This is a genomic window from Spirosoma utsteinense (assembly GCF_014282275.1).
GTDB lineage: Bacteria > Bacteroidota > Bacteroidia > Cytophagales > Spirosomataceae > Spirosoma > Spirosoma utsteinense.
Window position 1 is genome coordinate 1 of the sequence record NZ_VFIA01000039.1, and the last position, 25,627, is coordinate 25,627.

General features: G+C 54.1%; 20 protein-coding genes. 13 read left to right on the plus strand and 7 right to left on the minus strand.

Annotated features, from left to right (window positions below):
- Positions 1-328: 328 nt before the first annotated feature.
- Complete coding sequence (locus FH603_RS22620) at positions 329-928, minus strand: chemotaxis protein CheB (protein ID WP_186740325.1); 600 nt, start codon at positions 926-928, stop codon at positions 329-331.
- 476 nt (positions 929-1,404) lie between these two features.
- On the opposite strand from FH603_RS22620, the gene FH603_RS22625 reads away from it, so the two are divergent.
- Complete coding sequence (locus tag FH603_RS22625; protein WP_186740328.1) at positions 1,405-1,572, plus strand: hypothetical protein; 168 nt, start codon at positions 1,405-1,407, stop codon at positions 1,570-1,572.
- Between the two features lie 98 nt (positions 1,573-1,670).
- Here FH603_RS22625 and FH603_RS22630 read toward each other — a convergent pair whose 3' ends face one another.
- The 4 genes from FH603_RS22630 to FH603_RS22645 form a co-directional block, all read right to left on the minus strand.
- On the minus strand, positions 1,671-2,270 hold the full coding sequence (locus tag FH603_RS22630) for a biliverdin-producing heme oxygenase (RefSeq protein WP_186740330.1): 600 nt from the start codon (positions 2,268-2,270) through the stop codon (positions 1,671-1,673).
- On the minus strand, positions 2,239-2,697 hold the full coding sequence (locus FH603_RS22635) for a response regulator (RefSeq protein ID WP_186740332.1): 459 nt from the start codon (positions 2,695-2,697) through the stop codon (positions 2,239-2,241). Before FH603_RS22635 ends, FH603_RS22630 begins: the two co-directional genes overlap by 32 nt.
- Positions 2,698-2,702: 5 nt before the next feature.
- Positions 2,703-4,943 (minus strand): ATP-binding protein, encoded by a 2,241-nt coding sequence (locus FH603_RS22640; RefSeq protein WP_186740342.1) that lies wholly within the window; start codon positions 4,941-4,943, stop codon positions 2,703-2,705.
- 264 nt (positions 4,944-5,207) lie between these two features.
- Complete coding sequence (locus FH603_RS22645) at positions 5,208-7,337, minus strand: alkaline phosphatase (RefSeq protein ID WP_235985542.1); 2,130 nt, start codon at positions 7,335-7,337, stop codon at positions 5,208-5,210.
- A gap of 310 nt (positions 7,338-7,647) precedes the next feature.
- On the opposite strand from FH603_RS22645, the gene FH603_RS22650 reads away from it, so the two are divergent.
- On the plus strand, positions 7,648-7,854 hold the full coding sequence (locus tag FH603_RS22650) for a hypothetical protein (protein WP_186740344.1): 207 nt from the start codon (positions 7,648-7,650) through the stop codon (positions 7,852-7,854).
- 51 nt (positions 7,855-7,905) lie between these two features.
- Here FH603_RS22650 and FH603_RS22655 read toward each other — a convergent pair whose 3' ends face one another.
- Positions 7,906-8,289 carry an iron chaperone gene (locus tag FH603_RS22655; protein WP_186740346.1) on the minus strand — a complete coding sequence of 128 codons (384 nt, stop codon included), beginning with the start codon at positions 8,287-8,289 and terminating at the stop codon, positions 7,906-7,908.
- A gap of 112 nt (positions 8,290-8,401) precedes the next feature.
- The gene (locus FH603_RS22660; RefSeq protein WP_186740348.1) at positions 8,402-9,592 is read right to left on the minus strand and encodes a glycosyltransferase family 2 protein; all 1,191 of its coding nucleotides are present in this window, start codon (positions 9,590-9,592) and stop codon (positions 8,402-8,404) included.
- A 155-nt stretch (positions 9,593-9,747) separates the two neighbouring features.
- Between FH603_RS22660 and FH603_RS22665 the strand changes: the two genes are divergently transcribed.
- The 11 genes from FH603_RS22665 (at position 9,748) to FH603_RS22715 (ending at position 25,493) form a co-directional block, all read left to right on the plus strand.
- Positions 9,748-13,185: a carbohydrate-binding protein gene (locus FH603_RS22665; protein ID WP_186740350.1), complete on the plus strand. Its 3,438-nt coding sequence runs from the start codon at positions 9,748-9,750 to the stop codon at positions 13,183-13,185.
- Positions 13,186-13,467: 282 nt separating this feature from the next.
- Positions 13,468-13,881: a response regulator gene (locus FH603_RS22670; protein ID WP_186740352.1), complete on the plus strand. Its 414-nt coding sequence runs from the start codon at positions 13,468-13,470 to the stop codon at positions 13,879-13,881.
- A 29-nt stretch (positions 13,882-13,910) separates the two neighbouring features.
- Positions 13,911-15,080: a sugar transferase gene (locus FH603_RS22675; protein WP_186740429.1), complete on the plus strand. Its 1,170-nt coding sequence runs from the start codon at positions 13,911-13,913 to the stop codon at positions 15,078-15,080.
- A complete protein-coding gene (locus tag FH603_RS22680; protein ID WP_186740355.1) occupies positions 15,059-16,009 on the plus strand; it encodes a glycosyltransferase family 2 protein in 951 nt (316 codons plus the stop codon). Before FH603_RS22675 ends, FH603_RS22680 begins: the two co-directional genes overlap by 22 nt.
- A 21-nt stretch (positions 16,010-16,030) precedes the next feature.
- Positions 16,031-17,227 (plus strand): glycosyltransferase family 2 protein, encoded by a 1,197-nt coding sequence (locus FH603_RS22685; protein ID WP_186740357.1) that lies wholly within the window; start codon positions 16,031-16,033, stop codon positions 17,225-17,227.
- 37 nt (positions 17,228-17,264) lie between these two features.
- Positions 17,265-18,770, plus strand: a complete 1,506-nt coding sequence (locus FH603_RS22690) for an O-antigen ligase family protein (RefSeq protein WP_186740359.1) — start codon at positions 17,265-17,267, stop codon at positions 18,768-18,770.
- Positions 18,757-19,968 (plus strand): glycosyltransferase, encoded by a 1,212-nt coding sequence (locus FH603_RS22695; RefSeq protein ID WP_186740361.1) that lies wholly within the window; start codon positions 18,757-18,759, stop codon positions 19,966-19,968. The genes FH603_RS22690 and FH603_RS22695 overlap by 14 nt, the downstream gene beginning before the upstream one ends.
- A gap of 36 nt (positions 19,969-20,004) precedes the next feature.
- Positions 20,005-20,865 carry a TolC family protein gene (locus FH603_RS22700; RefSeq protein ID WP_235985543.1) on the plus strand — a complete coding sequence of 287 codons (861 nt, stop codon included), beginning with the start codon at positions 20,005-20,007 and terminating at the stop codon, positions 20,863-20,865.
- A gap of 4 nt (positions 20,866-20,869) precedes the next feature.
- Positions 20,870-23,104, plus strand: coding sequence for a GumC family protein (locus FH603_RS22705; protein ID WP_186740363.1), 2,235 nt, complete (start codon positions 20,870-20,872; stop codon positions 23,102-23,104).
- Positions 23,101-24,537 carry an MOP flippase family protein gene (locus tag FH603_RS22710; RefSeq protein WP_186740365.1) on the plus strand — a complete coding sequence of 479 codons (1,437 nt, stop codon included), beginning with the start codon at positions 23,101-23,103 and terminating at the stop codon, positions 24,535-24,537. The genes FH603_RS22705 and FH603_RS22710 overlap by 4 nt, the downstream gene beginning before the upstream one ends.
- Positions 24,534-25,493: a hypothetical protein gene (locus tag FH603_RS22715; RefSeq protein ID WP_235985544.1), complete on the plus strand. Its 960-nt coding sequence runs from the start codon at positions 24,534-24,536 to the stop codon at positions 25,491-25,493. Before FH603_RS22710 ends, FH603_RS22715 begins: the two co-directional genes overlap by 4 nt.
- The last annotated feature ends 134 nt before the right edge of the window (positions 25,494-25,627 follow it).

Here is a 25,627-nt window from a genome sequence, read left to right on the forward strand (position 1 = left end):
TACTAGACCGTTTGAGCACCAGCATGACCCATCAAATGGACCGCTTTAGCGACAGAATAACTGAATTATTCGACTTCATGAGAGTGAAAAGGCTTTTATGAGAAAGCCCTGCTCTTTTATATAAGTGGCGATATGTTAACTAGGGTGATTTACGCTTCTTTAGAAACCACCAGAGAGCTATTGCAAGAACCACTATCACCAAAATTGGCACAATAAAGCCGCCTTTGTACACAGTTCCGTAATAATCACCGGGGGCCGGTTGGGTTTGTCTGGTCGTGTTCATACTGTTTGAGGTCAAGGATGTTGTATAATCGCCAAAACGATTAGCTCATGCCTTAATAGACTTTGTTTCTTTAGAAGAAACAAAGTCTATTAAGGCATGAGCTAATCGTTTTGGCGATAAAATCTCAACCGGATGATCCTTCATAATGGCTGACTTAGGCATGCCACTGAACTCAGCCGTTTGGGGGTCCTGGACCATGACGATACCCTCTTCATCATGGATATGAATGGACCCTAATGTTCCATCCGAACCTGCTCCCGAGAGAATAATACCAATAGCATTGGCTTTTTCGCCCTTGGCTAGTGAGTGAAAGAAAATATCAACGGCCCAATTGCTGAGATCCGCTGGTTGTCTATCCTGAAGTTGTAAACAACCAGCTTTGATCGTCATCATTTTGTTAATTGGCAGGAGGTAAACGCAATTGGGTTTAACTTCCTGCTGGTCGTTGGCCCAGCAGACTGGCATAGTGGTATGCTTGGCTAAGAGTTTATCGGCTACACTGATATACTCCCGGTTTAGATGCTGGATGACGATAAAGGCAATTCCTAAAGTAGGGGGTATTTGGTCGAAGAAGCTCCATAAGGGTTCTTGCCCACCAGCTGATACACCAATAGCTGCGATATAGAACTTAGAGTCGTAGGCCATAAGAGAAGTAGTGTTATATAATCAAACCTTAGGTTAACCTGAGAGAAAAGTTAAACAAAACTTAGTTTTGTTTAACATGCAAAATTGCGTTTTTTATTGAATAAAACCTGGCTGTCAGCTTGGCAAGCCGTTTTCTCGACTGAAAAGTGTTCAGCTTTATTGATACTACTCATTAGTTAAAAAAGTACTATTTTCAGTTTTGCTTAAGTTATGAAATACAAAGGGGAAATTTCTTGCAATAACACAATTACAGATGCTTACTAGTATGTTCATGAAAACGCTCCCTTATTTTAGCCAACTGCCTGCCCCTGAAGTATGGAAAAAGTGCGTTTGCTGCCTTAAATTGTGAAGCATTTAGTTGGCGGTCGGGCTGCTTCAGTCCCCGTCGGGGAAGTAGCATTCCGGCCGCCAACTAAATGGGGAAACCGGCGGACTTGCCGCAGCGCGAAAGCCGGCTTACTCGACGTTTACATTCAATGTCAGCATCCACTTTCCGGTTATCTACCGTGGATACCGCTATACTCGACCAACTGCCCGACGGGGTAGCGTGTTACGAAGCGATACGGAATACAGCCGGCGTTATCACCAACTTCCAGCAAACTTACTGCAATTCACTTTTTGAACAGCTTGCTCCGCCAGCCTAAAAACAGCCTGCGGGTAGGGCCTTTCACCGATGGCATCATCCTGACCCCGATGAAGGGTCTGTCTTCAAGGTCTTCCTTCCCGTTTACCCAACAACGCCTTAGGCCTGGGGTAGTTCACGACGGCTGTCGGCCTGCGTTTGTCCGAACAGCTCCTGGTAGACCTGAAACGCCCGTCCGGCAGCTTCCACAACCAGATCGGCCTGTCCGGCACCTTTCTGCGAAATAAACGCCCCAAACTCTTTCCATTTAACGCCCGTTTCGGGGCCGTAGCCCCGGTAAAACCGCGCTTTGTGGAGTAGCGGTTCCAGCGCGGGGCTTTGCTGCAGGTAGAGCCAAACGGTTTTCCCGCCCAGCATCGACCCCTCCCCCACATAAGCAGCTCCCAGTAATTGAACGGGCGACCAGTCGGCAAATACCGATGGGTGCAAGGAAGGTATAACCAGTTGAAGTTGGGCCAGATCGGCCTGTAGCCAGGGTGTTTTTCGGCGGGTATCGGGCTTATAGGCGTCGAAAAAATCCGGGTGCTGGTCTATGGCCTGCTCCAGCGCTTCGTGATAGGCAGCATGGGTAAGCAGCAGGTGGCGGTAGGCGTCAGGTGAGAGTGTACCTGCCCGTAAGTCATCGCTGTAGAGAAGGTGCTCCGTCTTTTCGTGTGACAGACGGGTCTCAGCCCGCAGCCGGTCTAGTAATGTAGTCATGGGAATCGCTACGGAGGTTATCGTCCAGCCAGAAATGACATAGCCGCTGGAGTAAGGTTCCGGTGGCCTGGTAGGTACCGGGTTTTACGATATAGGCATTGGTACCGGCTTCGTAAGCCTTTCGGATGTCGGTTGGATTATCGGATGTGCTGAACGCCACAATGGAAAGCCAGCGCGTCCGATCGGTAGAACGTACCCACTCAAGCACATCGAAGCCGCTCATGCCAACTAGATTGAGGTCCAGCAACATCAGTTTAGGCAGTGGATTGACCTGGTTCAGGTAACGCCCCTGCCCCGAGAGGTACTCGACCGCTTCGGAGCCGCTGTTTAAAATTGTGTACGTAACGGGACGGTCCAGCTTCCGGATCAGGCGGCTGAATATATCGGCGTCGTCGACGTTGTCTTCTACATATAAGATTTCAGCCATCTCGTTCAATCGACCGCTATAAGCGGAAAAGAAACAAAAAAAGTAGCGCCCCGGTTTGGTTCGCTCTGGTACCATATTTTGCCGTGATGACGGGTAATAATCCGCTTCACAATAGCCAGACCAACGCCGGTTCCTTTGAAAGACCGGGCATTTTCCAGGCGTTTGAACAACTCGAACATTTTGTCGGCTTCTTTCATGTCGAAGCCAATTCCGTTATCGGTTATCGAATAAATAACGTCCTCATCGGTTTGCTTGCCACTGACCTGTATGTGCCCGGCCGGGGTTGACCGCGTATATTTGGCGGCATTCGTCAACAGGTTCATGAACAGCTGCGAGAGCATCGTCGGGTCGGCATTGATAGCCGGCGTATCAGCGATATCAATGGCCAGGGAGCGGTCTTTCTCGGTAAGCAGAATCTCGTCCCGCATACTGGTCAACAGGTGATTCATGTCAACCAGCTGGGTGTTGACCTCGGTGCGGCCCATGCGGGAATAGAACAGGATGTGGTGAATGAGCGCCCGCATCCGATCAGTGGAATCGATGACTTTCTGGAACAGCGCTCTGGCATCGGGATTGAAGTCGTCGCCATACTCCTCAAGCAAAATTTCCGAATAGCACCGGATCGAGGACAGGGGTGTCCGTAAATCGTGTGAAACGGTATAGCTGAATGCATCCAGCTCTTCGTAGGCGGCCTGCAGGCGCTGGTTGAGTTGCCTGATTTCGTTGGCCTGCCGGGTAACGATCTGGAGAATATCTTCCCGAAGTTTTATAGCAGCAGCGACCTCCGCCTGCCCCCATGGTTCCGACGTGTTGTGTACCATTTCGGTCCAGGCTTCAAAACTTTTCCGGGGGCCGATCCGATGCTGACCGTCGTCACTAACGGTCACCGCCTTCTGCGGATTACCGGCCCAGGTAACCTCCTGAATCCGTTCGGGCTTGAACCAGATCAGGTATTCGTTGAGCTCCCGGGAGAGCACGACGGCGAGTATGCCCGCACCCTGGTGCCGGAATATCCCGGCGGGTGGATACAGGGCGGGGAGATGGCTGGTCTCCAGAAACGTATCACTGAGGGTGGTTTTAAGCCACTCAGCCAGATCCCGTACCGCAGCTTCGTCGGGGGTTGTTCCCAGTCGGTGCTGCTGGTTGTTAAACAGCAATACCGCACCAGAGGCCGCTACCAGATCCAGCGCGGTTACCGAACGTCGGGTGAGCGCCCGCACCACATCCTCGTCGGCCAGCAGTTGTTCGTGCAGGCGCTGGCCGTTTTCAAGGCTATGCAGAAGCAGGCTCTGGTCTTCTTCTCCCTTACGAAATTCCAGTGCCGCCGATAGCAGTTGACTCACGAACTTAGCGGCCTGCCGCGCTGCATAATCGACAAAACGGGGTGCATGGTGATGACAGGAGATCAACCCCCACAACTCGCCCTGGTAAAGCAGCGAAATGCTCATCGATGCCTGAACCCCCATATTGTTGAGGTATTCGATGTGTACCGGCGAAACAGCCCGCAGGGTCGAATGGGTCAAGTCCAGCGGTGCATCGTTGGGCCAGCCAGGTTGCGACAGGATGGGCGACGGCACACTGCCAGCGTCGGCAATGAGCCGGACGAGATTGATTTTGTATAGCTCACGAGCCTGCCGGGGAATATCTGAGGCCGGATAGTGAAGGCCAAGAAACGGTTCCAGCTCCGGCTCCCTGGCTTCGGCAATGACCTGCCCATGCCAGTCGGCACTGAACCGGTACACCATTACGCGATCGAAACCAATGATGGACTTTACCCGCTGGGCGGTGTTTTGCAACAGATCGGCCAACTGGCGGCTGGACTGAACCTCGGTCAGGGCGTCGGCAATAAGCCGCTGATTCATGGCCACTTTCGGCTGTTCATCGGTGGGTTCCCATTCCAGCAGTAGCAACCCCTTGAACGCGTGAACGACCAGATTCCAGAACCGCCCGTCAAGCTGAAGCCGATAGGGATTCAGTGTATCCCATGAATCGTTGCGCTTGCCGACATTCAGTAGTTCGATGAGTGTGGCGGCTGGCAGGTCCGTTTTGTTCAGAACTTCCGCCAGTGACTGCCCCAGCACGTCGGCAATGGGTTGCCCTACCAGATCGGCCAGGTTAGCACTTGCATGAACAATCGTGTACGTATCGGGGTGGATAGCGCATAGATAACCATGCGATTGGATGTGTCCCAGAATATGGATTGGCTCCTGTTCGCAGTTGGTTATATCAACCTCAAAATAAGTCATTCGTTGAGAGAAACAGCGCAGGCGTGTCGGTAACGGCCTGCAAAACCGATCGATACCAACAAACCTGAATGGATGCGTTAACTAAATACGCCATCTAGTAAAATCAACTAGATTACAAAGTACACTGTATAGCCGCAAAATACCGGCCCGGTCAGGCGAATTGTTGGCAAGCGCTGACCTATACAGGTATATTACTGGTACCGGTTACCCGTTACGGGATAGCCGTAATTGATCAAGAGGATACGTCTCATTCCGGAAAAGTTATTAATGGGAAACGGGTTGTCTGGACGCCTGGTAGGTCTGTAGAATCGTCATGATCTTACGCTGTATTTCGGCGTTTTCGTAAACGCCCCGAAAATCCAGCGAGTGGGGGCCGTAGGCAAAGACCGGCACCATTATGCCCGAATGGTCGTTGGTGCTGAAGTTTCCGTCGACGTACCCCCGCTTCAGGTTCCCATCCAGCAGGCTCAAACCACCCGTTTCGTGGTCGGCCGTGATGATGACCAGCGTCTCCCCGTTCGAATCGGCAAAGCGAATGGCATCCCCAACGGTCTGATCGAAATCCAGCATTTCCCGGACCACATAGCCCATCTCGTTGGCGTGGCCACCATAATCGATCTGAGCGCCTTCTGCCATCACAAAAAAACCGGCGGGGTTACCTTCCAGCTCATGCAGCGCTTTTTGAAGGCTTTTCTGTAAGAAGTCGGTCCGTCCTTTGTGGAGGGCAACAACCGACTGATCGTCGAGGAGCACGAAGGGGCGTTTCAAACCGGCCATCTGCTCGAACACGGTTCCCACCTGATAGCCCCGCTGACGCAGTGTGTCCAGCACCTTTTCTTCCTTGAAATACCGGTAACCGCCCCCAATCAGGATGTCGACCGGCTCGCGCAGGAAATCATGGGCAATTTCCCGTTCGAACATCCGGTCGGGCTGATGGGCGTAAAAAGCAGCCGGGGTTGCGTCGGTGATAGCACCCGAGGAGATGAGTCCACTGACCATGTTCCATTTCCGGATCAGCGTCGGGATAGCCGGCAGAGACCGACCCGTTGAGTCGACCCCAATGGCGCGGTTATTCGTTTTTTGCCCGGTCGCCATGGCCGTTGCTCCGGCCGCCGAATCGGTGATGTAGGTATCTGCCGCGCTGGTCTTCGAGAAACCGATATTGAGAAGCTTCGCCAGGTTCAGGTCACCCCGGTTGGCAGTCAGACCAGCGTAAATCTGGGCCAGGCCCATACCGTCGCCAATCAGCAGAATCACGTTCCGGACCCGGCTGCGGCTGTCGTTGTTGCGGTAGGTAGGCTGGTATAACGAATGGGGTGTGGGGTGTTGGTATTCAGCGGTCTGGCGCTGCCGCAGAAACTGCCCAAGCCCGGCTATCTGGTCGGTGTTGATGTAGTCGACATCCAGGTTCATCAGGGTCTTCCAGGTATTGATATTATCGGGTGTTGCCCAGAGCCGGATTTTTTTGCCTTGCTTGTGTACCTGCTCAATGACCCGCTGAATCGCTTCCCGCTCTTTTTTGACAATAAGTCCTTTCCCGTTCCAACGCGTATAGGTCGTGAAGGACTGACTAATCAGGCCAACGTGCGCCAGTTGATCGGGTGTGTAGGCCACATTGGGGCGTCCATCGAACTGAATCCAGGCCGGGTAACGGTCAAACTGGTCAGGGGCCGGAATATTGCCGCTCACGACGACCTGTATCTTTCCACCGGCACCAAACACGTCGGGATACGCGCTGAGCGAACGCACCAGCAGCGGTAATGAAATGTGAGCCGGTGTTTTCAAGTCGATGAGCCATTGCAGCCCATAGGCGGCATCGGCGTATGCCTTCCCCTTGTTGGCGCGCACTTTTTCAACCATTGGATTGACATAAAGAGCCTCCAGCGTCCGGTTGGCCGTGATAGCCGTAGAGTCATGAGCCACGTAAAGCCGACCATCGAGGGCATATATGTCGGCTTCGAGGGACCCGAACTGCTGGTCGTAGGCTTTCCAGAATGGAATAGTCTGCTCGTAATCATTATGCGAATGCGCCTGAGCCGGCGAGTAGGTTCGTGCCGGCTGGGCAACGGCCAGGCACACCGAGCCGAACCACATCAGCAGGGCCGGCAAAACGAGCTTATACATGGATTTATACAGGATTACCTTAGTTGTATTCGGGAGACGAATAGCCCGCTGATCGTTGAAGCCGCCTACCTCCGGCGATATACCTAACCGGTGATCGAAAGACCGATTTTCCGGCATCAGAAAAACAATGTGCCCGGCATCGTAAAAAGTACTGTTAACGGCCGGGTTGATAGCCAGTGCTTTCCCGATCGCAGGTGGCAAGGTGTTGGTCAGCGTGGCACCACCCGTGAGCAGGGTAGCTTTCTTTAAAAAATTCCGATGATTGTTCATTGATTACTCCTGTTCCTCAGCCCTTGTTTTTGGTAGGAACACAGGGCCAATCATCTGTTTGGTTGAGGGCTTAAAACTAACGCCGGGGAAGAGCAAACGAATCGAACAAGGTGTTACGAAACTATTATGTTATCCGGTTGCCAGATGGGTGCGTACGCCAGACTGGCGCTACCCAGCGATCACAACCGGTTGGTATCGGGATAAACACCCCCGATGGGCCGGTACCGGCAAGCGAATGATAATGGTGGGGTAACACCAATTGATACCCGGCCTGTGTTATCTCCCCAGCCAACAAAAAATTTGAATTCCAATGAATCTAGAAGAGGTGATTTATAAAGTAAACCGGTCCACCTTGTCGCACGATCAACAGCAAAGCTTTACGAGCTGGCTACAGGAGCGGCCTCATATGCAGACCAGTATCAGGCAGGCGCTCGACAAGGGCCGATCCATCAAAGCCCTGCTCGTTGGCCGATCGATTCCCGGTCGAGTCGACTACATCCTCCAGATTGAGCCTTAACCAACGATGTGTTTCCTGAACACGTTGGCACACGGAAAGCGTTTTACGACCCTATGAAGCGTTTACCTTGTTTTTCGTTGCCGATCGCTGGCGATTCTCCTCAACTCTGAACAGGACGAGTTTACGGATCAGGTCCAACGGCAGCGGTTTGTCAAGGGCAAAGCGGATTGACCCTTTCCCTGTTTTATACGGCGTTAGTTCTTCCGCGAAGGACTTGATACTCGTTGGTAACGAGTAAAAGCCGATATGCTGCCTGAAGGCCGCATAATGCACCAGGTTACCTTCCCAAACCAACGTTGGGATGGCATATTTAATGGTTTCTTCAGCCGCCGGAACCAGATCCCGCAGAAATTGACGCAGCTCTTTCAGTTTGTCCTGAGCGGGAACAGGGAAGCTGTCGATGTAGGAGTCGATGTCGGTAAAGTGGGTGTCCATACGGGGTTGACGTTAGGCCTGTTAACACGATAGCTACGGCCTGACCAGGCGATTTACGACAAACATACTCATCCAATACAGCCTGTACCAAACGCCGGCAGTGACAGCTTTCTCAACCCGGCTCCGACGTTTCGGCATGGGGCGTATGCAGAAATTTTTTGCCGGCCTGCTTAAACTTGAGCAGTGATTTGAACATGCCGAAAATGAGCGAGGGCAGGACAAGAAAATCCCGTGCCGATAGCTTTTGCCACAACGCCGACGGGATCGACAGCAACAAGCTGCCCAGCAACAGGGTCAGCAACCCACCGGTATACACTATCCAGGCGGGATTACCGATCAACAACGTCAGCAGGAACAGCACGCCCAGAATAGCCAGCAAAATCATGCGGGGAAAAAGCAGCGCCTTGACCAGCGCATTGAACGCATCCCAGTTACCTTTGCCCAGTTGCTGCATACCTGTCTTGAAGTACGCCTTGACAAAATACAATTGAGCGGCTACCCAGCGGGTACGCTGTTTGTGAAAGACAGCTACATTCTGAACTTTTTCATCGTAAATAATGGCATCCTGGAGGTACCCGATCCGAATACCTTCCAGCGCCAGCAGCATCTCAAGTTCCTTGTCGTAACCGCCTACCGTCTGAATCCGGCTTAGTGCCTGTTTCAGCAACGCCGGCTCGAACGCCATGCCCGACCCGATCAGGCTTGCCGATACGCCCAGGGCCCGCTGCCCCGCCCGAAAGAGGTTGTTGTTGACCTCTTCATTCATGGCGTCGAAAACGGCAACGCTGGTATTGGTATTCTTGGCCGTCCGATGCCCCTGAACAGCCCGCCAGCCCTGCCCAAACGCCCGGTTGATGCGCGTTAAGAAATCAGGAGCCATATGATTGTCAGCATCGGAGATCAATACGATGTCGTACCGGTTTTCGGGGAGCTGGTTCAGGGCGAAGGCGATGGACTTTTGAACGGTAGACTGTTCGAACTGGACCGGAACAACCTGAATAGGGTATTGAGCCAGTTTTTCCAGCGTGGCCGGTAAAAACGAATCGGCAATGACGATCAGATCATAGCGATCAGCGGGATAATCCTGCTGTAAGTTCACGATGACCGATCCGATAATGACTGCGTCCTCGCGGTAAGCAGGAATCAATACAGCAATTCGCCGGACTCGATCGACAGCCAGCGAATCAGGCTTATCGTCGGCGTTCCCCAAACGACCCGCTACGGCCGACACGAATAAATAGAGGGCATTGAAGGTCAGATAACCAACTAACACCAGGCCAATAAAGAGTAGTAAAGGAAACATTTATCCAATATAGGTTTCAACAAACTGACTTTAATTAACCAAATAAACGACTTAAATTAATATTACATGAAATTAATTACCTAATACGTTACTTTATTTCTTAAAACAAACAAAAAGGTTAATTTTTGCCTTATGATAATCCAACCATTCAATCCATGAAAAAAAATTTACCGACTATTCTTTTAGGTTCTGTACTGGTTGCCGGTGTATTACTGTCTGGCAGAAGTGCTTCAGCACCCGATGGATCGTCCTGGCCCTTCGCCCGCCCGACAAATATAGCGCTTCCTGGTCGGGTTGAAGCGGAAGCCTACTCCGCCATGCAGGGCATACAGTCCGAAACAACAAATGATGCCGGGGGTGGCCAGAATATAGGCAGCATCGACGCAGGTGACTGGCTGGATTACGCGATCAGTGTGCCGCGTACCGGCGTTTACTCATTCCGCTTCCGGGTCGCCAATGGCTACGGCGACGGCTCGCGATTACAGCTGCGGCTGGCAGATGGTACCATCCTGTGCACCGTCGATGTACCCCGTACGGGCGGCACCCAAAACTGGGAAACGTTCGGTACAACGGCCCGCCTGAACGCAGGCAATCAAACCCTGCGGATTTATGTCGTGAAAGGCGACTGGAACCTGAACTGGTTCGAAGCGACCGAAAGCCGCCCGCTGCCGGCCAAGCTGGAAGCCGAAAGTTTCGATACGGCAACTGACGTTCGACCTGAACAGACCGAAGATGCCGGCGGTGGAGCCAACCTGAGTTATATCGACGACGGCGACTGGATGGATTACAACGTATCGACCCCGGCGGCTGGCACCTACACGTTCAAACTTCGCGTGGCTAATAGCTGGGGAAATGGCCGGATCGATATCCGGAACCAGTCGGGGGCGGTGCTGAGCAGTGTCGACGTTCCCCGTACGGGTGGCTGGCAAAGCTGGTCTACCCTTACCACCACCGCTACGCTACCAGCCGGGAGCCAGATCATCCGTATCTTTTCGGTACGGGGTGCCTGGAATTTCAACTGGATGGACATAACCCAGGGAGGTACCGTGCTGTCACCAGCGGTGATCAACTTTGCCGCATTACCCGATAAAACCACCGACGACGGTGATTTCGCCCTGGTTGCTACCAGCATCAATACACAAACACCCATTACGTTTACATCGTCGAACCCATCGGTCATTGCCGTTTCCAACGCGTCGGGAACCTGGCGGGCGTCGGTGGCAGGTGCTGGCACCGCTACCCTCACGGCTTCTCAGGGGGCTTCGAGTTCCTTCCTAGCAGCGGAGAATGTAAACCGGACACAAGTCGTTCAGTCGTCATCAGCACTGTCGGCCGGTAGAAAAATCCCGATCGATCCTAAGCGCTGGTATCAGCTCACGAACGTGAGCAACGGGCTGGAAGGGCTGTTCGATGGCGTCACCAACACCAACGTCGAAACTGGCTGGGGTAAGGTCTTATCCCAGTACGATGCGTATTACCCGCTGCTGCCTGGCGAGACGATTACGCTGGAGAACGTAAAGTTTTACGACTTTACGGGCACCTGTACGGACAACCCGATGACCTTGTCCATCATCACCGACCAGTGGCAGCGGATTCCCGTTGCCACCTTTACCGGCGAGCAGTATGGCTCGTGGGTAGGCCCCTACCCCAGCCGCCAGACCACCGGAAACGCCCAGTTCAAGCTCGATCAGCCGATCAGCAACGCCCGCTATCTGGTAATCAATACCTACGGTGCTTTTCCTACCGAGATCGAACTGTACGGGTCCTATACCCCCTCAACGCAGGCGGTCACGCCCGCCCCGCCCAAAGCGGTCAAGCTTAAGGATATGCTGGGGGTAAATGCCTACGAGTGGAACTTCGAAGACGGTGACTCGCCCTGGAAGATCAACGAGACCAAGATGAACGTCATCAAAAGCTTTTCCGGGATCCGGCATTATATGGACTGGCATAAGCTCGAATCGACCGAAGGCAACTATTCCTTCAACCCTACCCTGAGCGGGGGCTGGAACTATGACGCCATCTACGAACGCTGCAAAGCTGAAGGCATTGAGGTGCTGGCTTGCCTGAAAACACTGCCCGAGTGGATGGTCGATACCTACCCGTCCGATCAGCGGGACGGCGAAAATAACCCGCTGCGCTATGGAAAAGACGTTTCCGACCCACTCTCCTACCGAGAACAGGCCAAAATGGGCTTTCAATACATGGCCCGGTATGGTAGCAATCCGAATGTGAACCCGGCGCTGCTGAGCGTAAACTCAACCCCCCGCTGGCCCGGCGACACCCCGAACTCGATCAAAATAGGGATGGGACTCATCAAGTACATCGAGTGTGAGAACGAACGGGACAAATGGTGGAAAGGCCGAAAAGCCTATCAGACAGCCCGCGAATACGCAGCCAATCTGTCGGCGTTTTACGATGGCCATAAAAACAGCATGGGTCCCGGCATCGGGGTCAAAAATGCGGACCCGTCGGTGAAAGTAGTAATTGGGGGACTGGCCTCGGCATCGAGCGGTTCCGACTATATAAAAGGGATGATCGACTGGTGCAAACAATACCGGGGCTACAACGCCAACGGAACCGTCAATCTGTGCTGGGATGTGATCAACTACCACATGTATTCCGATAACACGTCGTCATCCCAGAGCGGTACGTCCACCCGGGGCGCAGCTCCGGAGGTAACCCCTATCCACCGCATTGCCGAGGATTTCCGCAAGACCGCCCACCTCCAATCCTATGATATGCCGGTCTGGATTACCGAAGCAGGCTATGACGTCAACCAGGGCAGTCCCCTGCGGGCTATTCCCATTGGCAGCAAGTCGGCTCTGGAAACACAGGGCGACTGGATCCTGCGAACGGCCCTGCTTTATGCCCGGCAGGGTATCGAGAAAGTGTTCTTTTACCAGCTCTACGACGATAACTCGACGGGTGGCATGTTTGGCACGTCGGGGCTAGCCAACGGCGCCAATACCACCCGCCGGCCAGCCGCCGATTACTTATACCAGACGAACAAACTTTTTGGCGAATACACGTACCGGGAAACCCTTAACCGCGACCCATTTGTGGACCGGTATGAACGGAATGGCGTATCAGCCTATATGTTGGTCGTTCCCGATGAAGTAGGCCGAACAACGGCCTACACCCTGGACCTGGGAACGGCCACACAGGCCCGTATATACCGCCCAAAAGTTGGCAGCTCCGATATGACGATGGAAGTAGTCAGCACGATCCAGGGCAAGCTGGTTGTGCCCGTAACCGAGACGCCCCTGTTCGTTATGGCTGGTGGAGCGCCTAACGCCCGAAAGGAAGCGATGGCGCTGACAGACGTGAAAAGCCTGGAGGAAGTTGTGCAGGTATACCCCAATCCAACAACCGATTTTGTGACCGTTCAGTCGGAGCGGGCTTCAAAATCGTCGCTGAAGGTGAGTGTCTTCAACGCTGGCCTTAGCCAGCTGCACCTACAGGTGAAAATTCCCAGAACGGGCGACCAGTTTTCGGGCAAAGTCGATCTGTCGTCACTACCTGTTGGCACTTACCTGCTGGAAATAAGACAGGGTGATGAGCGAGTGGTACGAAAAGTATTAAAAATGAATTGATCCGGTAACAGTATCGACACAGACAGCACTGGAGGGTGGGGAGCTTTTAGAAAGTTTCTTGCCCTCCGGTTCTGTTTAGGGGCCAGGTGAACGGCAGTTACTATTGGCGGCTAATACCACTGAATAGTAACTGCCTTGGTTTATAGTATCCTTTTTCAATTAAAAGGGATATTTTATTTACGCTAATCAAAATTCATAAACATTTAATTATCTTTACAAGCAACAGTACCCCACATAATCATCGCAAATCAAACGTTCCTCGTACAATAACAGCTGTTTCGTATGCAACCACTTTACCATGTATTGATTGCCGAAGACGATCCTTTCATCCGCAAGGTTTTGCGGCAGACGTTAAAGGATGAGTTCACGGTTATCACCAAAGAGAACGGAATTGAAGCCGTAAGCTGGCTGGAGGAGGGCAACCCTGTCGACATCATTTTATCTGACATTCAGATGCCGCATATGGATGGGAAAGACCTGCTACGGACACTCCGCGCCAGTCCGACTTTTCAGAATTTGCCTATTATCATTCTGTCGACTTTTGCGGACAGCGCCACGCGTATTTCCTGCCTGAAACTGGGTGCTGATGATTACATCGTCAAACCCTTCAACCCCATTGAAGTCAAGACAAAGATTTCAACCGTACTACGCCGACTCGAAGCCACTAACCCACGGCTGCCTTTAAGCCATTCCTAATTATTAACGAGCTATAACCTGTGGCAATCATGCAGGCCGTGAAAGAAGTTGCTCAACCGTTTCGAGTGCTCTACGTTGAAAGCAACAACCAGTTGGTTGAGTCATTCCAGCAAGCATTCAGTGCTCAAATCGAGGTAACCAGCGTTCCCGACGGGCAGGCTGCTCTGGCCTATTTAAAAGAAAACAGGTTCGTCGATCTTGTTCTCTACAATGAAGACCTGGGCAGCAGTGTTTTTCTGAATGGATTGGCCCTTTCACGCCATCTGCCGCATGTACCGGTCGTGCTGCTAACCGATCGCCCTGGCATCGACCTGAAAGCCGACCCGTTCCATGGGCATTTGATCGATGCTTTTCCGCATAATTACGCTGAAGACGCCCTGCGTATCCGGCTCAGTTACCTGATCCAGAAAAAGGAGTACAGTCAGGACGGTCATGTAGTGCATAAGTCAGACTCGATGCGTATTCCGGTGGGAAAACGGGCGTTCGACATTGGCCTCTCGCTGCTGATACTGCTGATGATTTCGCCGATTCTGCTGGTGGTAGCGATCCTGATCAAGTTCGACTCCAAAGGCCCGATTTTCTATAGCTCCAAACGGGTTGGAACCGGCTTCAAAATCTTCGACATGTACAAATTCAGAACCATGAAAACCGGTTCTGATCAGCTGCTGGCCAGTATGGCGTCACAGAATCTGTACAACACAGCCAGCGAAGAGAAACCGGCCGATACACGATGCGAGACCTGCCAGCTGGCCAATACAACCTGCCAGCGGCCCCTTTACATGGACCAGCAGGAAATTTGCGAGGTCCTTTACCAGCGGGAGCAGAATGCGAAAGCCATGTTCTCGAAGTTCAAAGAGGATCCACGGGTAACGCGGCTGGGCAAGGTACTCCGCAATACCAGCATCGATGAGCTGCCCCAGCTGTTCAACATCCTGCGGGGCGACATGTCGTTTGTGGGTAACCGCCCGCTTCCCGTTTACGAAGCTGAAAAGCTCACCACCACCGGCTATGCCCGCCGGTTTGCGGCCCCCGCTGGCCTGACCGGCTTATGGCAGGTTACCAAGCGGGGCAAAGCCAGCGTATCCGATCAGGAACGTATCCAGCTCGACGTGCTGTATGCTAAAAATTTCTCGCTTCGCACCGACTTACTGATTCTTCTGAAAACGCTTAAAGCAGTATGGCAGAAGGAAAACGTATAGAGCCAACGCCCCTCATTTCGCTCATCACGGTCAATTACAACCAGGCCGCCGTAACCTGCGACCTGCTGGAGTCGACCCGGACGCTCACGTACCCCCGTTTTGAAATTATCGTTGTCGATAACGGCTCGAAGGAAGACCCCACCGAACGGATCAGGCAGGGTAATTACCCCAACGTGACGGTCATCGTCAGCCCCGACAATCTGGGCTTTTCGGGCGGCAACAACCTCGGCATCCGGCACGCACGGGGTGATTATTATTTCCTGCTCAATAACGACACCATCGTTACCCCCACCCTCCTGGAGCTTCTTCTGGAGCCTTTCCGGCAGTTCCCTGCCGTTGGGGTTACCTGCCCCAAAATCCGGTTTCACGATCAGCCGAACATCATTCAGTATGCGGGCTACCGGCCATTGAACGAGTATACGGGGCAAACCTGGGCGGTTGGTCTTATGGAACCCGATGAAGGGCAGCATGACAAGTCGGGACCCACTTATTTTGCCCACGGTGCGGCCATGATGGTTAGCCGGGCCGTGCTGGAGAAGGCCGGTACACTCGATGAAAGCTTCTTTCTGTATTATGAAGAACTCGACTGGTCGGCCCGGATACGGCGGGCCGGTTTCCAGATTTATTACCAGGCCGATGCGCTGATTTTTCACCGCGAGTCCATGAGTGTGGGCAAGGCCAACGCCATGAAAGTCTATTATCATACCCGCAACCGGCTCTGGTTCATGCGCCGGAACGTGGTGGGGTTTCCCCGGCTGATCTTTTACCTCTATTACTTCTGCCTGGCCCTTCCCAAAGCGCTCGTCCAGTATACGCTGCGCTGGCAACCGGACTACCTCAGGGCCATACTCAGGGCAATTGTATGGAACGTAACCCACACCCGTAACCAACCGGCATCAACTACCCCATCCGTTGCGATGGCTGCCTGATACGACATCATTGACCAACGTATGGAACTACTATTACTGATCAGTATAGTGCTTGTACTTTACACCTACCTCGGCTACGGCCTGGTCGTCTGGGCCCTGATCCGGCTGCGGCCACGCCGACCGGCGGCAGCGCCCGCATCGGACGAGTTTACGCCCGATGTCACGCTGATCGTGCCTGCCTACAACGAACTGGGTTGCCTGGCGGCTAAAGTGACGAACTCACTCGGACAGGTGTATCCCCGCGAACATATTCAGCACCTGTTCGTGACCGAAGGCTCAACCGATGGGTCGGACAACTACCTGCAAACCTTCTACGCCGACTCGGTAACCATACTGGGCGGCACCGAACGGCGGGGCAAAGTAGCGGCCATGAACCGCGCCATGCAGCAGATCAAAACCCCTATCGTCATCTTTACCGACGCCAATACCCAGCTGAACCCTGAAGCGGTGCGAAATATTGTTCGTCATTTCAGCGACCCTAACGTGGGGGCGGTAGCGGGCGAAAAGCGGATTCAGACAACCGACAGCGATTCGGCTGCGGGCTCAGGCGAAGGTATTTACTGGAAATACGAATCGCAGCTGAAGAAATGGGACGCCGAGCTTCACACGATCGTCGGCGCAGCGGGCGAACTGTTTGCCGTTCGAACAGAACTCTACGAGGCCGTACCGCCCGACACGATCCTCGACGACTTCATGATTTCGCTGCTCATTGCCAAACGCGGCTATCGGGTTGCCTACGCCCCGGACGCCTATGCCCTGGAGCGGCCTTCGTTCTCGATCATCGACGAACAGAAACGCAAGATCCGGATTGCTGCGGGCGGCTTTCAGTCGATGGCCCGCCTGACGAGCTTGCTGAACCCCTTCCGGCACGGCTGGCTGGCGTTCGAATATGTCTCACACCGCGTGATGCGCTGGGCCGTAACGCCCCTGTGTTTGCCACTGATCTTTCTGCTCAGCCTGGGACTCGTCCTCCGCGACGGCTGGCAACCGGTCTGGACGATGCTGCTGGCAGCACAACTCCTGTTTTACGGGGCGGCCTGGCTGGGCTACGGACTCGAAAAGCGGCAACTGCGCTGGAAACCTACGTTCATCCCCTTCTACTTCACGTTCATGAATGTCTGCGCGCTGGCCGGGTTGGTTCGCTACCTGCGGGGCAATCAGTCAGGCACCTGGGAAAAAGTGCGTCGGGCCGAAGCCGTCGATGTCCTTACCCACTGAGTTCATAGGCATCTTTTCCCTGCGGCACTAATCAGCTATGGCACAATCCGCTTTTTCGTTAAACAGACCCGTCTCGTCGAACCAGTTCTGGTTATACAGTCTCCTTGGCGGACTGTATACCGTTGGCGTGGGCTACCTGATTAGCAAAGTGGGGGCCGTAGGAGTCGTACTGGCCATTGGCGGACCTATTGCCGGTGCGCTGGCGGTTATGGTCTTGCTACAACCCCGGGTTGGGTTACTGTTATACGTGCAGTTAAGCTTTATTGTAGGGTTTGCACGCTTCGCCCAGGTCGATGTGCCCGTTGGATTATTCGTCGACGGCTTGCTGGCGCTGACGTTACTGAGCCTGTTTGTCAATGGCCAGCAAATGGCCTGGCATCGCATGCGGAGTCTGGCCTTTGCGCTGATCGCGCTGTGGTTTCTCTATACCGTCATTGAGTTTATCAATCCGGAAGCCCCTTATCGCCCCGCCTGGCTTTACCACGTGCGCCCGTTCTCGATGCACTGGTTCATGGTAGCCTGTATCGTTCTGGTGGCCCCCATCACCCGCAACGACATCCGTATCTTCGTCAACTCCTGGCTATTCTGGTCGTTTCTGGCTGCTCTCTGGGCGTTCAAGCAACAGTACATTGGCCTGACCCCGGCCGAAAACCAGTGGCTTTTCGAAGGGGGTAACGCCAAGACCCACATCCTGTTCGGGCAGTTGCGCAGCTTTTCATTCTATTCCGATGCCGCCCAGTTCGGGGCCGAGATGGCCGGGGTAACCCTGGTCTCCATTATCCGGATCTTTGAAGAGAAGAAGCTGACGCTGAAGCTGATCTACGGTTTTCTGGCCCTGGTTTTCTTCTGGGGGTATGCTGTTTCGGGTACCCGCTCGGCCCTCTTCGTGCTCATAGCGGGCTTCCCGTTCTACCTGCTGCTGAAGCGGGATATCCCCAAACTCCTCATAGGTCTGGCGGTAGCCATTCCGTTGTTTCTGTTGCTGATGTATACCAGCGTGGGCAGTTCCAACTACCAGGTTCAGCGGATGCGGTCGGCGCTTACCCCGATGAATGATCCGTCATTCATTCTCCGTCTGCAAAATCAGGAGAAGCTCAAGACCTACCTTAAAGACCTGCCGTTCGGGGCGGGTATCGGCACCTCTACCGACATGGGCGCGCGGTTTTCACCCTGGCACTGGGCGGCTCAGATACCACCCGACAGCTGGTATGTCGAGCTTTGGATCGAGACGGGCCGCGTGGGTGTCTCCCTCTATATCCTGATGCTGCTGGGCCTGGTCGGCATCGGGGTTTACAGGGTCTGGCAGTTGAAAGACCCGTGGCTGGTCAAGATCATGTATGCCTTCCTGGCCGAGTTCGTCGGTATTGCCCTGATGGGGTACTCCAACCCGGTACTGGGCCAGTTCCCCACCAACAGCGTGGTTTTTATCAGCACCCTGCTGGTGGCTACCTGCTACCGATGGGACATTGCCCCGCCCGGTGCTGCCGAAATCGCCACCGCCCATATCTATCCACTCAACGACACCGATCATGAAGCAATTTGACAGCATCATCTGCATCGCCCAAACACCCTGGAAAGGCGATTTCCAGAAAGCCGCCGTACAGCTTATGACCGCCCTGTCGGTGCGGCATCGGGTGCTCTTTGTTGACTACATGTATACCCTCAAAGATCTGGCGGAAGGACTGGCAGGCCGTAAGGATGTTCCCGTGAAGGCGCTGCTGCACCTGACCAGTTCGCTCACCAGCATACCGACCCAGCCGGGCGGGGAGCTTTATGTCTGGATGCCCCCGGTGATGATGCCCTTCAACTGGCTTCAGGCTAAAGCACACGATCAGTTGCTGCCCCAGAACACCAACCGGCTGGCAGGAGGTCTGCGCGCTGTGATGAAGCGGTTGGCCATGCAGCGTCCTCTGGTCGTGAACGCCTTCAACCCGGTCGTGGGCCTGCCCCTGCTGGGCCGACTCAACGAGTGTGCCACCATCTACTACTGCTTCGATGAGATCACAACGGCAGGCGACTGGATGAGCCGCCACGGACAGCGGTACGAAACCGATTTCCTTCAGCGCGTCGACGCCGTGGTAACCACCTCCGAAACCCTGCGGCAGGATAAATCAGCCCTGCAACCCCACACCTTCTGCGTAAAAAACGGCGTCAACTTCGATCTGTTCAACCAGGCACGTCAGCTGGCCAAACGGATGCCCCCGATCAAACAGGTCGTGGGCTACCTCGGCACAGCCGACAACCGCGTCGACCTCGACATCATGGAATACTGCGCCCGGACGATGCCGGAGGTGGAGTTTCAGTTTATCGGCGAAGTCCATGAACCGCAGCTCACCTACCGGCTGGGTGTTCTACCGAATGTAACCTTCATCCCGCCCCGTCAGCCTGCCGATCTGCCACCCCTGCTTGCCGGGCTCAGCGTTGGCATTATTCCCTTTGTCTGCAACCGCCATACCTATACCATCTACCCGCTCAAGATCAACGAATACCTGGCTGCGGGCCTGCCGGTTGTATCCACGCCGTTCTCCATACTGGATGAGTTCAGGGATATTATCGAACTGGCCGACACACCCGAACGGTTTGCCCAGGCCCTCCAGCGAGCCCTCGCCGACAAGGATAGCCAGCGCCTGCAGCAACGGGTCGACATGGCCCAGCGCAACACCTGGGAGCAACGGGCGCTGGAGTTCGAAGCGGTTATCGAACAAGTACCTAACGCCTGGAAACAGGATCAGCCAGTTTAAGCCTACGTCAATAAACGCTGCTTTACTCAATCACCAATGGGTTCATTTAACGTGCAGGGTCGCCCGATAAACATCGGCCTGGCCCACTTCAACCAACAATTCAGGCGGGCCATCCCGGTTGCGCTGGGCATGGCACTGCTCGTGGCAGCAGGCCCGGCAGCCCACGCCCAGAGCCAGCCATTACCGGCGGCAGCGGCCAAACCGGTGGTAACGGCTGCCGATGGCCTTCCTGTCGACAGTATGACTTTCGATTTTAACCGGGACATTGCCATTCAGCTGGTCTCGTTCGAAGAGATGTACAAACTTGCCCTCGCCTACGCCCCCTCGGTGAAGTTTGAAGGAGCCGTTTCCAGCGCCCAGCTGTCGGCCTTCCAGCTCTCCAAACTGCAGGTGCTTCAGAACGTGACAGGCTTTGCCAACTATTCGACGGGCAACCAGGCCATTCTTTCTACCGGCACGAACGTTACCGATCAGCTGGGGCAAATTTCGAACGGCTACCGGGCGGGTGTCAACGTAGCCATCAGTATTCATGACGTGTTCGGCAGGCCGCATCAGATCCGGCTGGCCCGGGCTACCTACGAAGCGACCCGGGAACGTCGGCGAACGGCCGAAATCCAGCTAAAACGCGACCTCTTCAATCTCTATCAGGATCTGATACTGGCCCAGCGGGTGCTACAGATCCGGCTGCGTGACGATCAGGCATCGCTGGCCGCTTTCCGAATCGCCGAAGTAGAGCTGCAAAAGGGAAAGATCGCACCCGAAACGCACGCCTTCAACAGCAACCGATATGCCGAAACCCGGACAACCGTGGAGCAGGCAAAAACAAGTTTCATCAAAAGTATTTACGCCCTCGAACTGATGGTTGGAGTGCCTATTCATCAACTGAAACGCCAATAGCCATATGACACTACAGGGACTCGGGCGGCTTTTAAAGCAGCACCTCATCTGGTTTATCGTGTTCCCCTGCCTCGCTGGCGGAACCGTCTTTTATTTCATGCGCAATGAAGCCAAGATATACAAGACCAGGGCTACGCTCTATACCGGCTTCACGTCCGGTTACTCACTGCGGTCGGCCGAAGAGAACTTTCACGTCGACTACTCGGCCGTCAGCAACGCCTTCGACAACATTCTGACAACGCTCAACTCCAACCAGACGCTTTATCACGTTGGGGTCAATCTGCTGAGTCAGCACCTGCAACTGAGCAAGCCGTCGAGACAGGAATTGTCGGAAACCAGTTTCAAGCGGCTTCAGCAGGCAATTCCGGCCAGTCTTTGGCAATCGCTGGTACGGGCGGGCAATATCGCCTTTACCCGCCAGATGGTCGACAGCCTTGCCCGGAGCCAAACCGACAACCCAATTCGAAAGCTACTGATGTCGCCCGATTCGTATTACTCAGCCGGCTATATCGGCAAAATGCTGAAATCGACCCGAAAAAGCGCCAGTGACATGCTCGACATGGAGTATGAAACGGGTGATCCGGCCGTGGCTCAACAGACGCTCGCGTTGGCCATCACCGAACTGAACGAGCGGTATGTGGCCCTGAAACGGGGCGAAACCAATCCCGTTGTCAACTATTACGAGGACAAAGCCAAAGCCGCCAAACAACAGCTCAACAATGCCGAAGCTAAACTGCGGGCGTTCAACGTGCAGCATAACGTACTCAATTTCGAGGATGAGCTGAAAACCCGCTCGGCTACCCGCGAAGCACTGGTTGCCGAATACAATACCGAGGTGATGAGCAACCGGGCGGCCAAGGCAGCTATGGATGCCCTGAACCAGCGCATGGCGGGTGGCTCAAACCTGCTCAAGATCAACACAGCCCTGACGGATAAACAGGCCGAACTCACCGAAGCCGAAGCCCAGTTGATCAACGCCCGAACCAACGGGCAACCCCAGCCCGTGCTGGATCGGTACCAGGAAAAAATCAACCAGGCATCGGCCGAGCTGAAACAGATTGCCCAGAATTATTTTGCTGCCGACAACACGAGCGAGTCTGTCCCTAAACTGAGGCTGGTCAATGAGTGGCTGGGTAAGGTGCTGGAATTCGAAGAGTCCGGTGCCCGCATGACTGTAGTCAAGAAGCGGCTGGATGATTACCAGGCCGAATCCACCACCTTCACCCCGCTGGAATCGGAGCAGCGGCAGCTTACCCGCGACATGACCGTTGCCGAAAAAGAATACCTGAACCTGGTTCAGTCGCTTAATCAGGCTACCACCCACCGGCAGGATATTGCCATCGACGGATCGATGTCGGTACTGGACCCGCCCGCCTTCCCGTTTTCGGCGCAGGCACCCAAACGCGGGCTGTTCACGGCTATTGGCGCGGCCGCTGGTCTGGTGATTGCTCTGCTGCTGGCGGCTATCCGTTTCTGGACCGATAAGCGGATCAACTCCCTGGAGCAGGCCGAGCAGCGGATTGGTAGTCCTGTTACAGTCGTTTTTCCGGCGGTCAAAAAGTTTGCCGCCAATTCAAAGATCAGCCGGACGGCGGTCAGCATGTTCGAGCAGCTCAGCAACGCCATCAATATCGACATCGAGTACCGCAAAAACCCCACCTTTCCGCCCCTCATTACGCTGTTCAGTATGCGGGGAAAACAGGGAAAAACCTGGCTGGCCCACGGGCTCGTTCGCCTGTATGCCGAGTCGGGCGAACAGGTCGCCTATTGCTACCCCCGCACGCTGGAAACCGACCAGCCATTTGAGCAGAACGGCATTCATTTCTTCCCTTACGACCTGCATCCCAACTTCATGAACGTGCGGGAGCCGGCGGGTTTGCTCGACGACCGGGACGCCCTGAACCGGACGTCATTCGACAAGATCATTCTGGAGTTACCGGCGCTGGTGGGTAGTCCCATTCCGCTGCACCTGGTGAGCCGCAGTACGGTATCGCTCATGATCCTGAGCGTACATACGATCTGGGGCCGCCGGGACACGCAGTTGTTCGAACTGTATAGCAAAGCCGCGAAGCACCCGGTTCTGATCGCGCTCAACAAAGCCCGCGAAAACGACGCCGACGCGCCCAGCCTGAGCGATATCGAGCAGGGGCTTCTGCGTACCAAGCGGTATGCCGAACCAAATACCGTATTACCCCAGGCAGCTACCACCGAGAAAATCCTTGATCGACAACCCAAATGAGTCATAAGCAAGAGGCCATCAGCGGGGGCAAGTGGATGAGTGCATCGACTGCCATATCCACCATACTCCAGTTTGGCCAGGTGGCTGTTCTGGCCCGGCTGCTGGAACCGTCGGTTTTCGGGATCGTCAGCGTCAGCACGCTGATGATTGCGTTCTTCAACATATTTGCCAACCTGGGATTTTCCAATTCCATCATTTACAAACAGGAAGAGGACCGGCAGGTGCTGTCGACGATCTACCTGCTCAATCTGATCCTGGGCCTGGTCATTGGTGTGGTGGTTTTTTTCAGCTGGCCGCTGGTGGTTGGCTATTACAAGGAGCCCCGGCTGGAGCAGGTAATCAAGCTATCGTCGCTTTATTTCATCATCGTATACGTTGGTCAGCTCTATCTGTTTCTGCTGCAAAAAGAACTCCGGTTCAAAGCCGTTGCCAGTATTGACATTACAGGAACCGTGGCGGGCACCCTCGTTACGGTGGTGCTGGCATTTAACGGATTTGCAGAACTATCGCTGATTTATGGGCAGCTGGCGCAGCAAACGGCCAAGTCTATCCTCCAGATGGTTTATGGAGCGGGGCTTTTTTCGCCTACCCTTACATTCGACCTGAGCCTGATCAAGGACCACCTCCGGTTTGGCCTTTACAATGTAGGCGACGGCATCGTAGGCTTCATCCAGGCCAACTCCGACAACATCCTCGTTGGCGGGATGCTGGGCGTCAAACAGCTGGGCTATTATACGCTGGCGTCGCAGCTGGCGGTCTTCCCCATTGCCCGGCTCAGCCCGATCGTGCTGCAGGTGGCCTACCCGATTCTGGCGCGGCTGAAGGGCGATACGGGCGAACTCAAGAAGTCGTACCTCACTATTCTGGACCTGCTCAGCTATGTCAACCTACCACTGCTGGCCGGTTTGTTCATCACCGCCGACAGTGTTGTGCCGCTATTCTACGGGCCCGGCTGGGAGCCGACCATTCTGCTCATCCGGATCTTCGTGTTCGTCAGCATCTTCACGTTTCTCATCAACCCGCTGTTCACGCTGGCTTTCTCGAAGGGGAAACCCAAGCTGCTCTTCTACTTGAATCTGATAACGCTCTTCATCAAGGTTCCGCTCGTTTATTTGTTTGCCCAGCAATGGGGTGTGGTGGGTATTGCCTCCGCTTTTCTGGTGGCCACCGCGGCAAACCTGCTCATCAACTTCCGGATCGTTCGTTCGCTCATCGGTCCGTTCTTCGGTGAGTTTGCCCGGAATATCAGCAAGCCAATTCTGTTTTGCCTGGCGATGGTGGGAGCCATTTTCCTGTACAAATCCTTCGCCGATTCGATCAGTGTGCTGAATACAGGCGTACAGATAGCCATTGGTGCGCTCATTTACTGTGGCCTGACGATCCGCTACAAATACCCGATCACTGAATTGAAAGCGCTTCGCAAAGCCGTATGATGCAACGACTCCTCCTCAAGTCCCTGTATGTGGTAGCCCGGATCAAGTATCCAAAACTCCGCAAGGATCTGGGCTATTTTGTACGCGACAACTACTACTGTAAACTGGTTCAGGCGCGCTACGTGCTGCGCGACTACGTAGTAAAAAAACGCTATAAAGTCATCAGCTACCAGGGCGAATTTGACCAGGAACTCCGGTATGTACTGCCTTTTGCTTACTGGCATCACCTCAACGGGACGCTGGACAAAACGATTTCGGCCCAGCATACGAGGGAGTTTTATTTTTTCAGCCCGGATCATGAGGAGCGATTCAAGCAGCGCATCTGGACGGAATCCTACGCCCATTATGACGTACCGAACATGACCCATAGTAACGTGTACAGCTTCCGTAACTGGGCGCAGGTTCCTTACAAACAGCAGTATAGCAACGAGGTGTTCGTCTACAGCAAACCGTTATTGATCATCGCCAATAAATATAATATCGAGTGGGATCAGCCCCCGATCAATTTTCTGGACATCCCCACCCTCGACTACATCATAAAAACCTACGGATCGACCTACCAGATCGTATACAACCGCCCCCTGCCCAACCAGATCGTACAGGACAACAGCGAAACCATGTCCCTCGACGAACACGCCTGGCTGCGGCAGAACCATCCCGATGTGATCCTGATGGATGATCTCTATCGGCAGCACCACCCATCGACCATCAACAATTACAACCACCTCCAGCTGATGGTATATGCCAACTGCAACCATTTTATTTCCATGCATGGGGGCACGGCAGCCCTGGCCAGCTGCTTCGGGGGTACCAACATTATCCTCTCGGACCCCAACTGGGGTATGGAGCATCATTTCAATGAGTATCAGAATCTGTTTCCCAGGCTATCCGGTGCTACCATTCTGCACGCCCGCAACCGGGCCGAGGTACTCTCTTACCTAAGTAAATCTTACTGAATACAGCTGTGTACCCTGGACGGGTGTTGACCCAACCAACGGATACGCAAGCGACTCAATTGATATTTCCAACGGCACTCAATTAAATTTTAATTATTTTATATTCACTACTAGTTTAGTGTTAGTTATAAATA

Coding starts and splice junctions, on each gene's coding strand:
- FH603_RS22620 (WP_186740325.1), bottom strand. CDS start 928: ATGGCCTACGACTCTAAGTTCTATATCGCAGCTATTGGTGTATCAGCT.
- FH603_RS22625 (WP_186740328.1), top strand. CDS start 1,405: ATGTCAGCATCCACTTTCCGGTTATCTACCGTGGATACCGCTATACTC.
- FH603_RS22630 (WP_186740330.1), bottom strand. CDS start 2,270: ATGACTACATTACTAGACCGGCTGCGGGCTGAGACCCGTCTGTCACAC.
- FH603_RS22635 (WP_186740332.1), bottom strand. CDS start 2,697: ATGGCTGAAATCTTATATGTAGAAGACAACGTCGACGACGCCGATATA.
- FH603_RS22640 (WP_186740342.1), bottom strand. CDS start 4,943: ATGACTTATTTTGAGGTTGATATAACCAACTGCGAACAGGAGCCAATC.
- FH603_RS22645 (WP_235985542.1), bottom strand. CDS start 7,337: ATGAACAATCATCGGAATTTTTTAAAGAAAGCTACCCTGCTCACGGGT.
- FH603_RS22650 (WP_186740344.1), top strand. CDS start 7,648: ATGAATCTAGAAGAGGTGATTTATAAAGTAAACCGGTCCACCTTGTCG.
- FH603_RS22655 (WP_186740346.1), bottom strand. CDS start 8,289: ATGGACACCCACTTTACCGACATCGACTCCTACATCGACAGCTTCCCT.
- FH603_RS22660 (WP_186740348.1), bottom strand. CDS start 9,592: ATGTTTCCTTTACTACTCTTTATTGGCCTGGTGTTAGTTGGTTATCTG.
- FH603_RS22665 (WP_186740350.1), top strand. CDS start 9,748: ATGAAAAAAAATTTACCGACTATTCTTTTAGGTTCTGTACTGGTTGCC.
- FH603_RS22670 (WP_186740352.1), top strand. CDS start 13,468: ATGCAACCACTTTACCATGTATTGATTGCCGAAGACGATCCTTTCATC.
- FH603_RS22675 (WP_186740429.1), top strand. CDS start 13,911: ATGCAGGCCGTGAAAGAAGTTGCTCAACCGTTTCGAGTGCTCTACGTT.
- FH603_RS22680 (WP_186740355.1), top strand. CDS start 15,059: ATGGCAGAAGGAAAACGTATAGAGCCAACGCCCCTCATTTCGCTCATC.
- FH603_RS22685 (WP_186740357.1), top strand. CDS start 16,031: ATGGAACTACTATTACTGATCAGTATAGTGCTTGTACTTTACACCTAC.
- FH603_RS22690 (WP_186740359.1), top strand. CDS start 17,265: ATGGCACAATCCGCTTTTTCGTTAAACAGACCCGTCTCGTCGAACCAG.
- FH603_RS22695 (WP_186740361.1), top strand. CDS start 18,757: ATGAAGCAATTTGACAGCATCATCTGCATCGCCCAAACACCCTGGAAA.
- FH603_RS22700 (WP_235985543.1), top strand. CDS start 20,005: ATGGGTTCATTTAACGTGCAGGGTCGCCCGATAAACATCGGCCTGGCC.
- FH603_RS22705 (WP_186740363.1), top strand. CDS start 20,870: ATGACACTACAGGGACTCGGGCGGCTTTTAAAGCAGCACCTCATCTGG.
- FH603_RS22710 (WP_186740365.1), top strand. CDS start 23,101: ATGAGTCATAAGCAAGAGGCCATCAGCGGGGGCAAGTGGATGAGTGCA.
- FH603_RS22715 (WP_235985544.1), top strand. CDS start 24,534: ATGATGCAACGACTCCTCCTCAAGTCCCTGTATGTGGTAGCCCGGATC.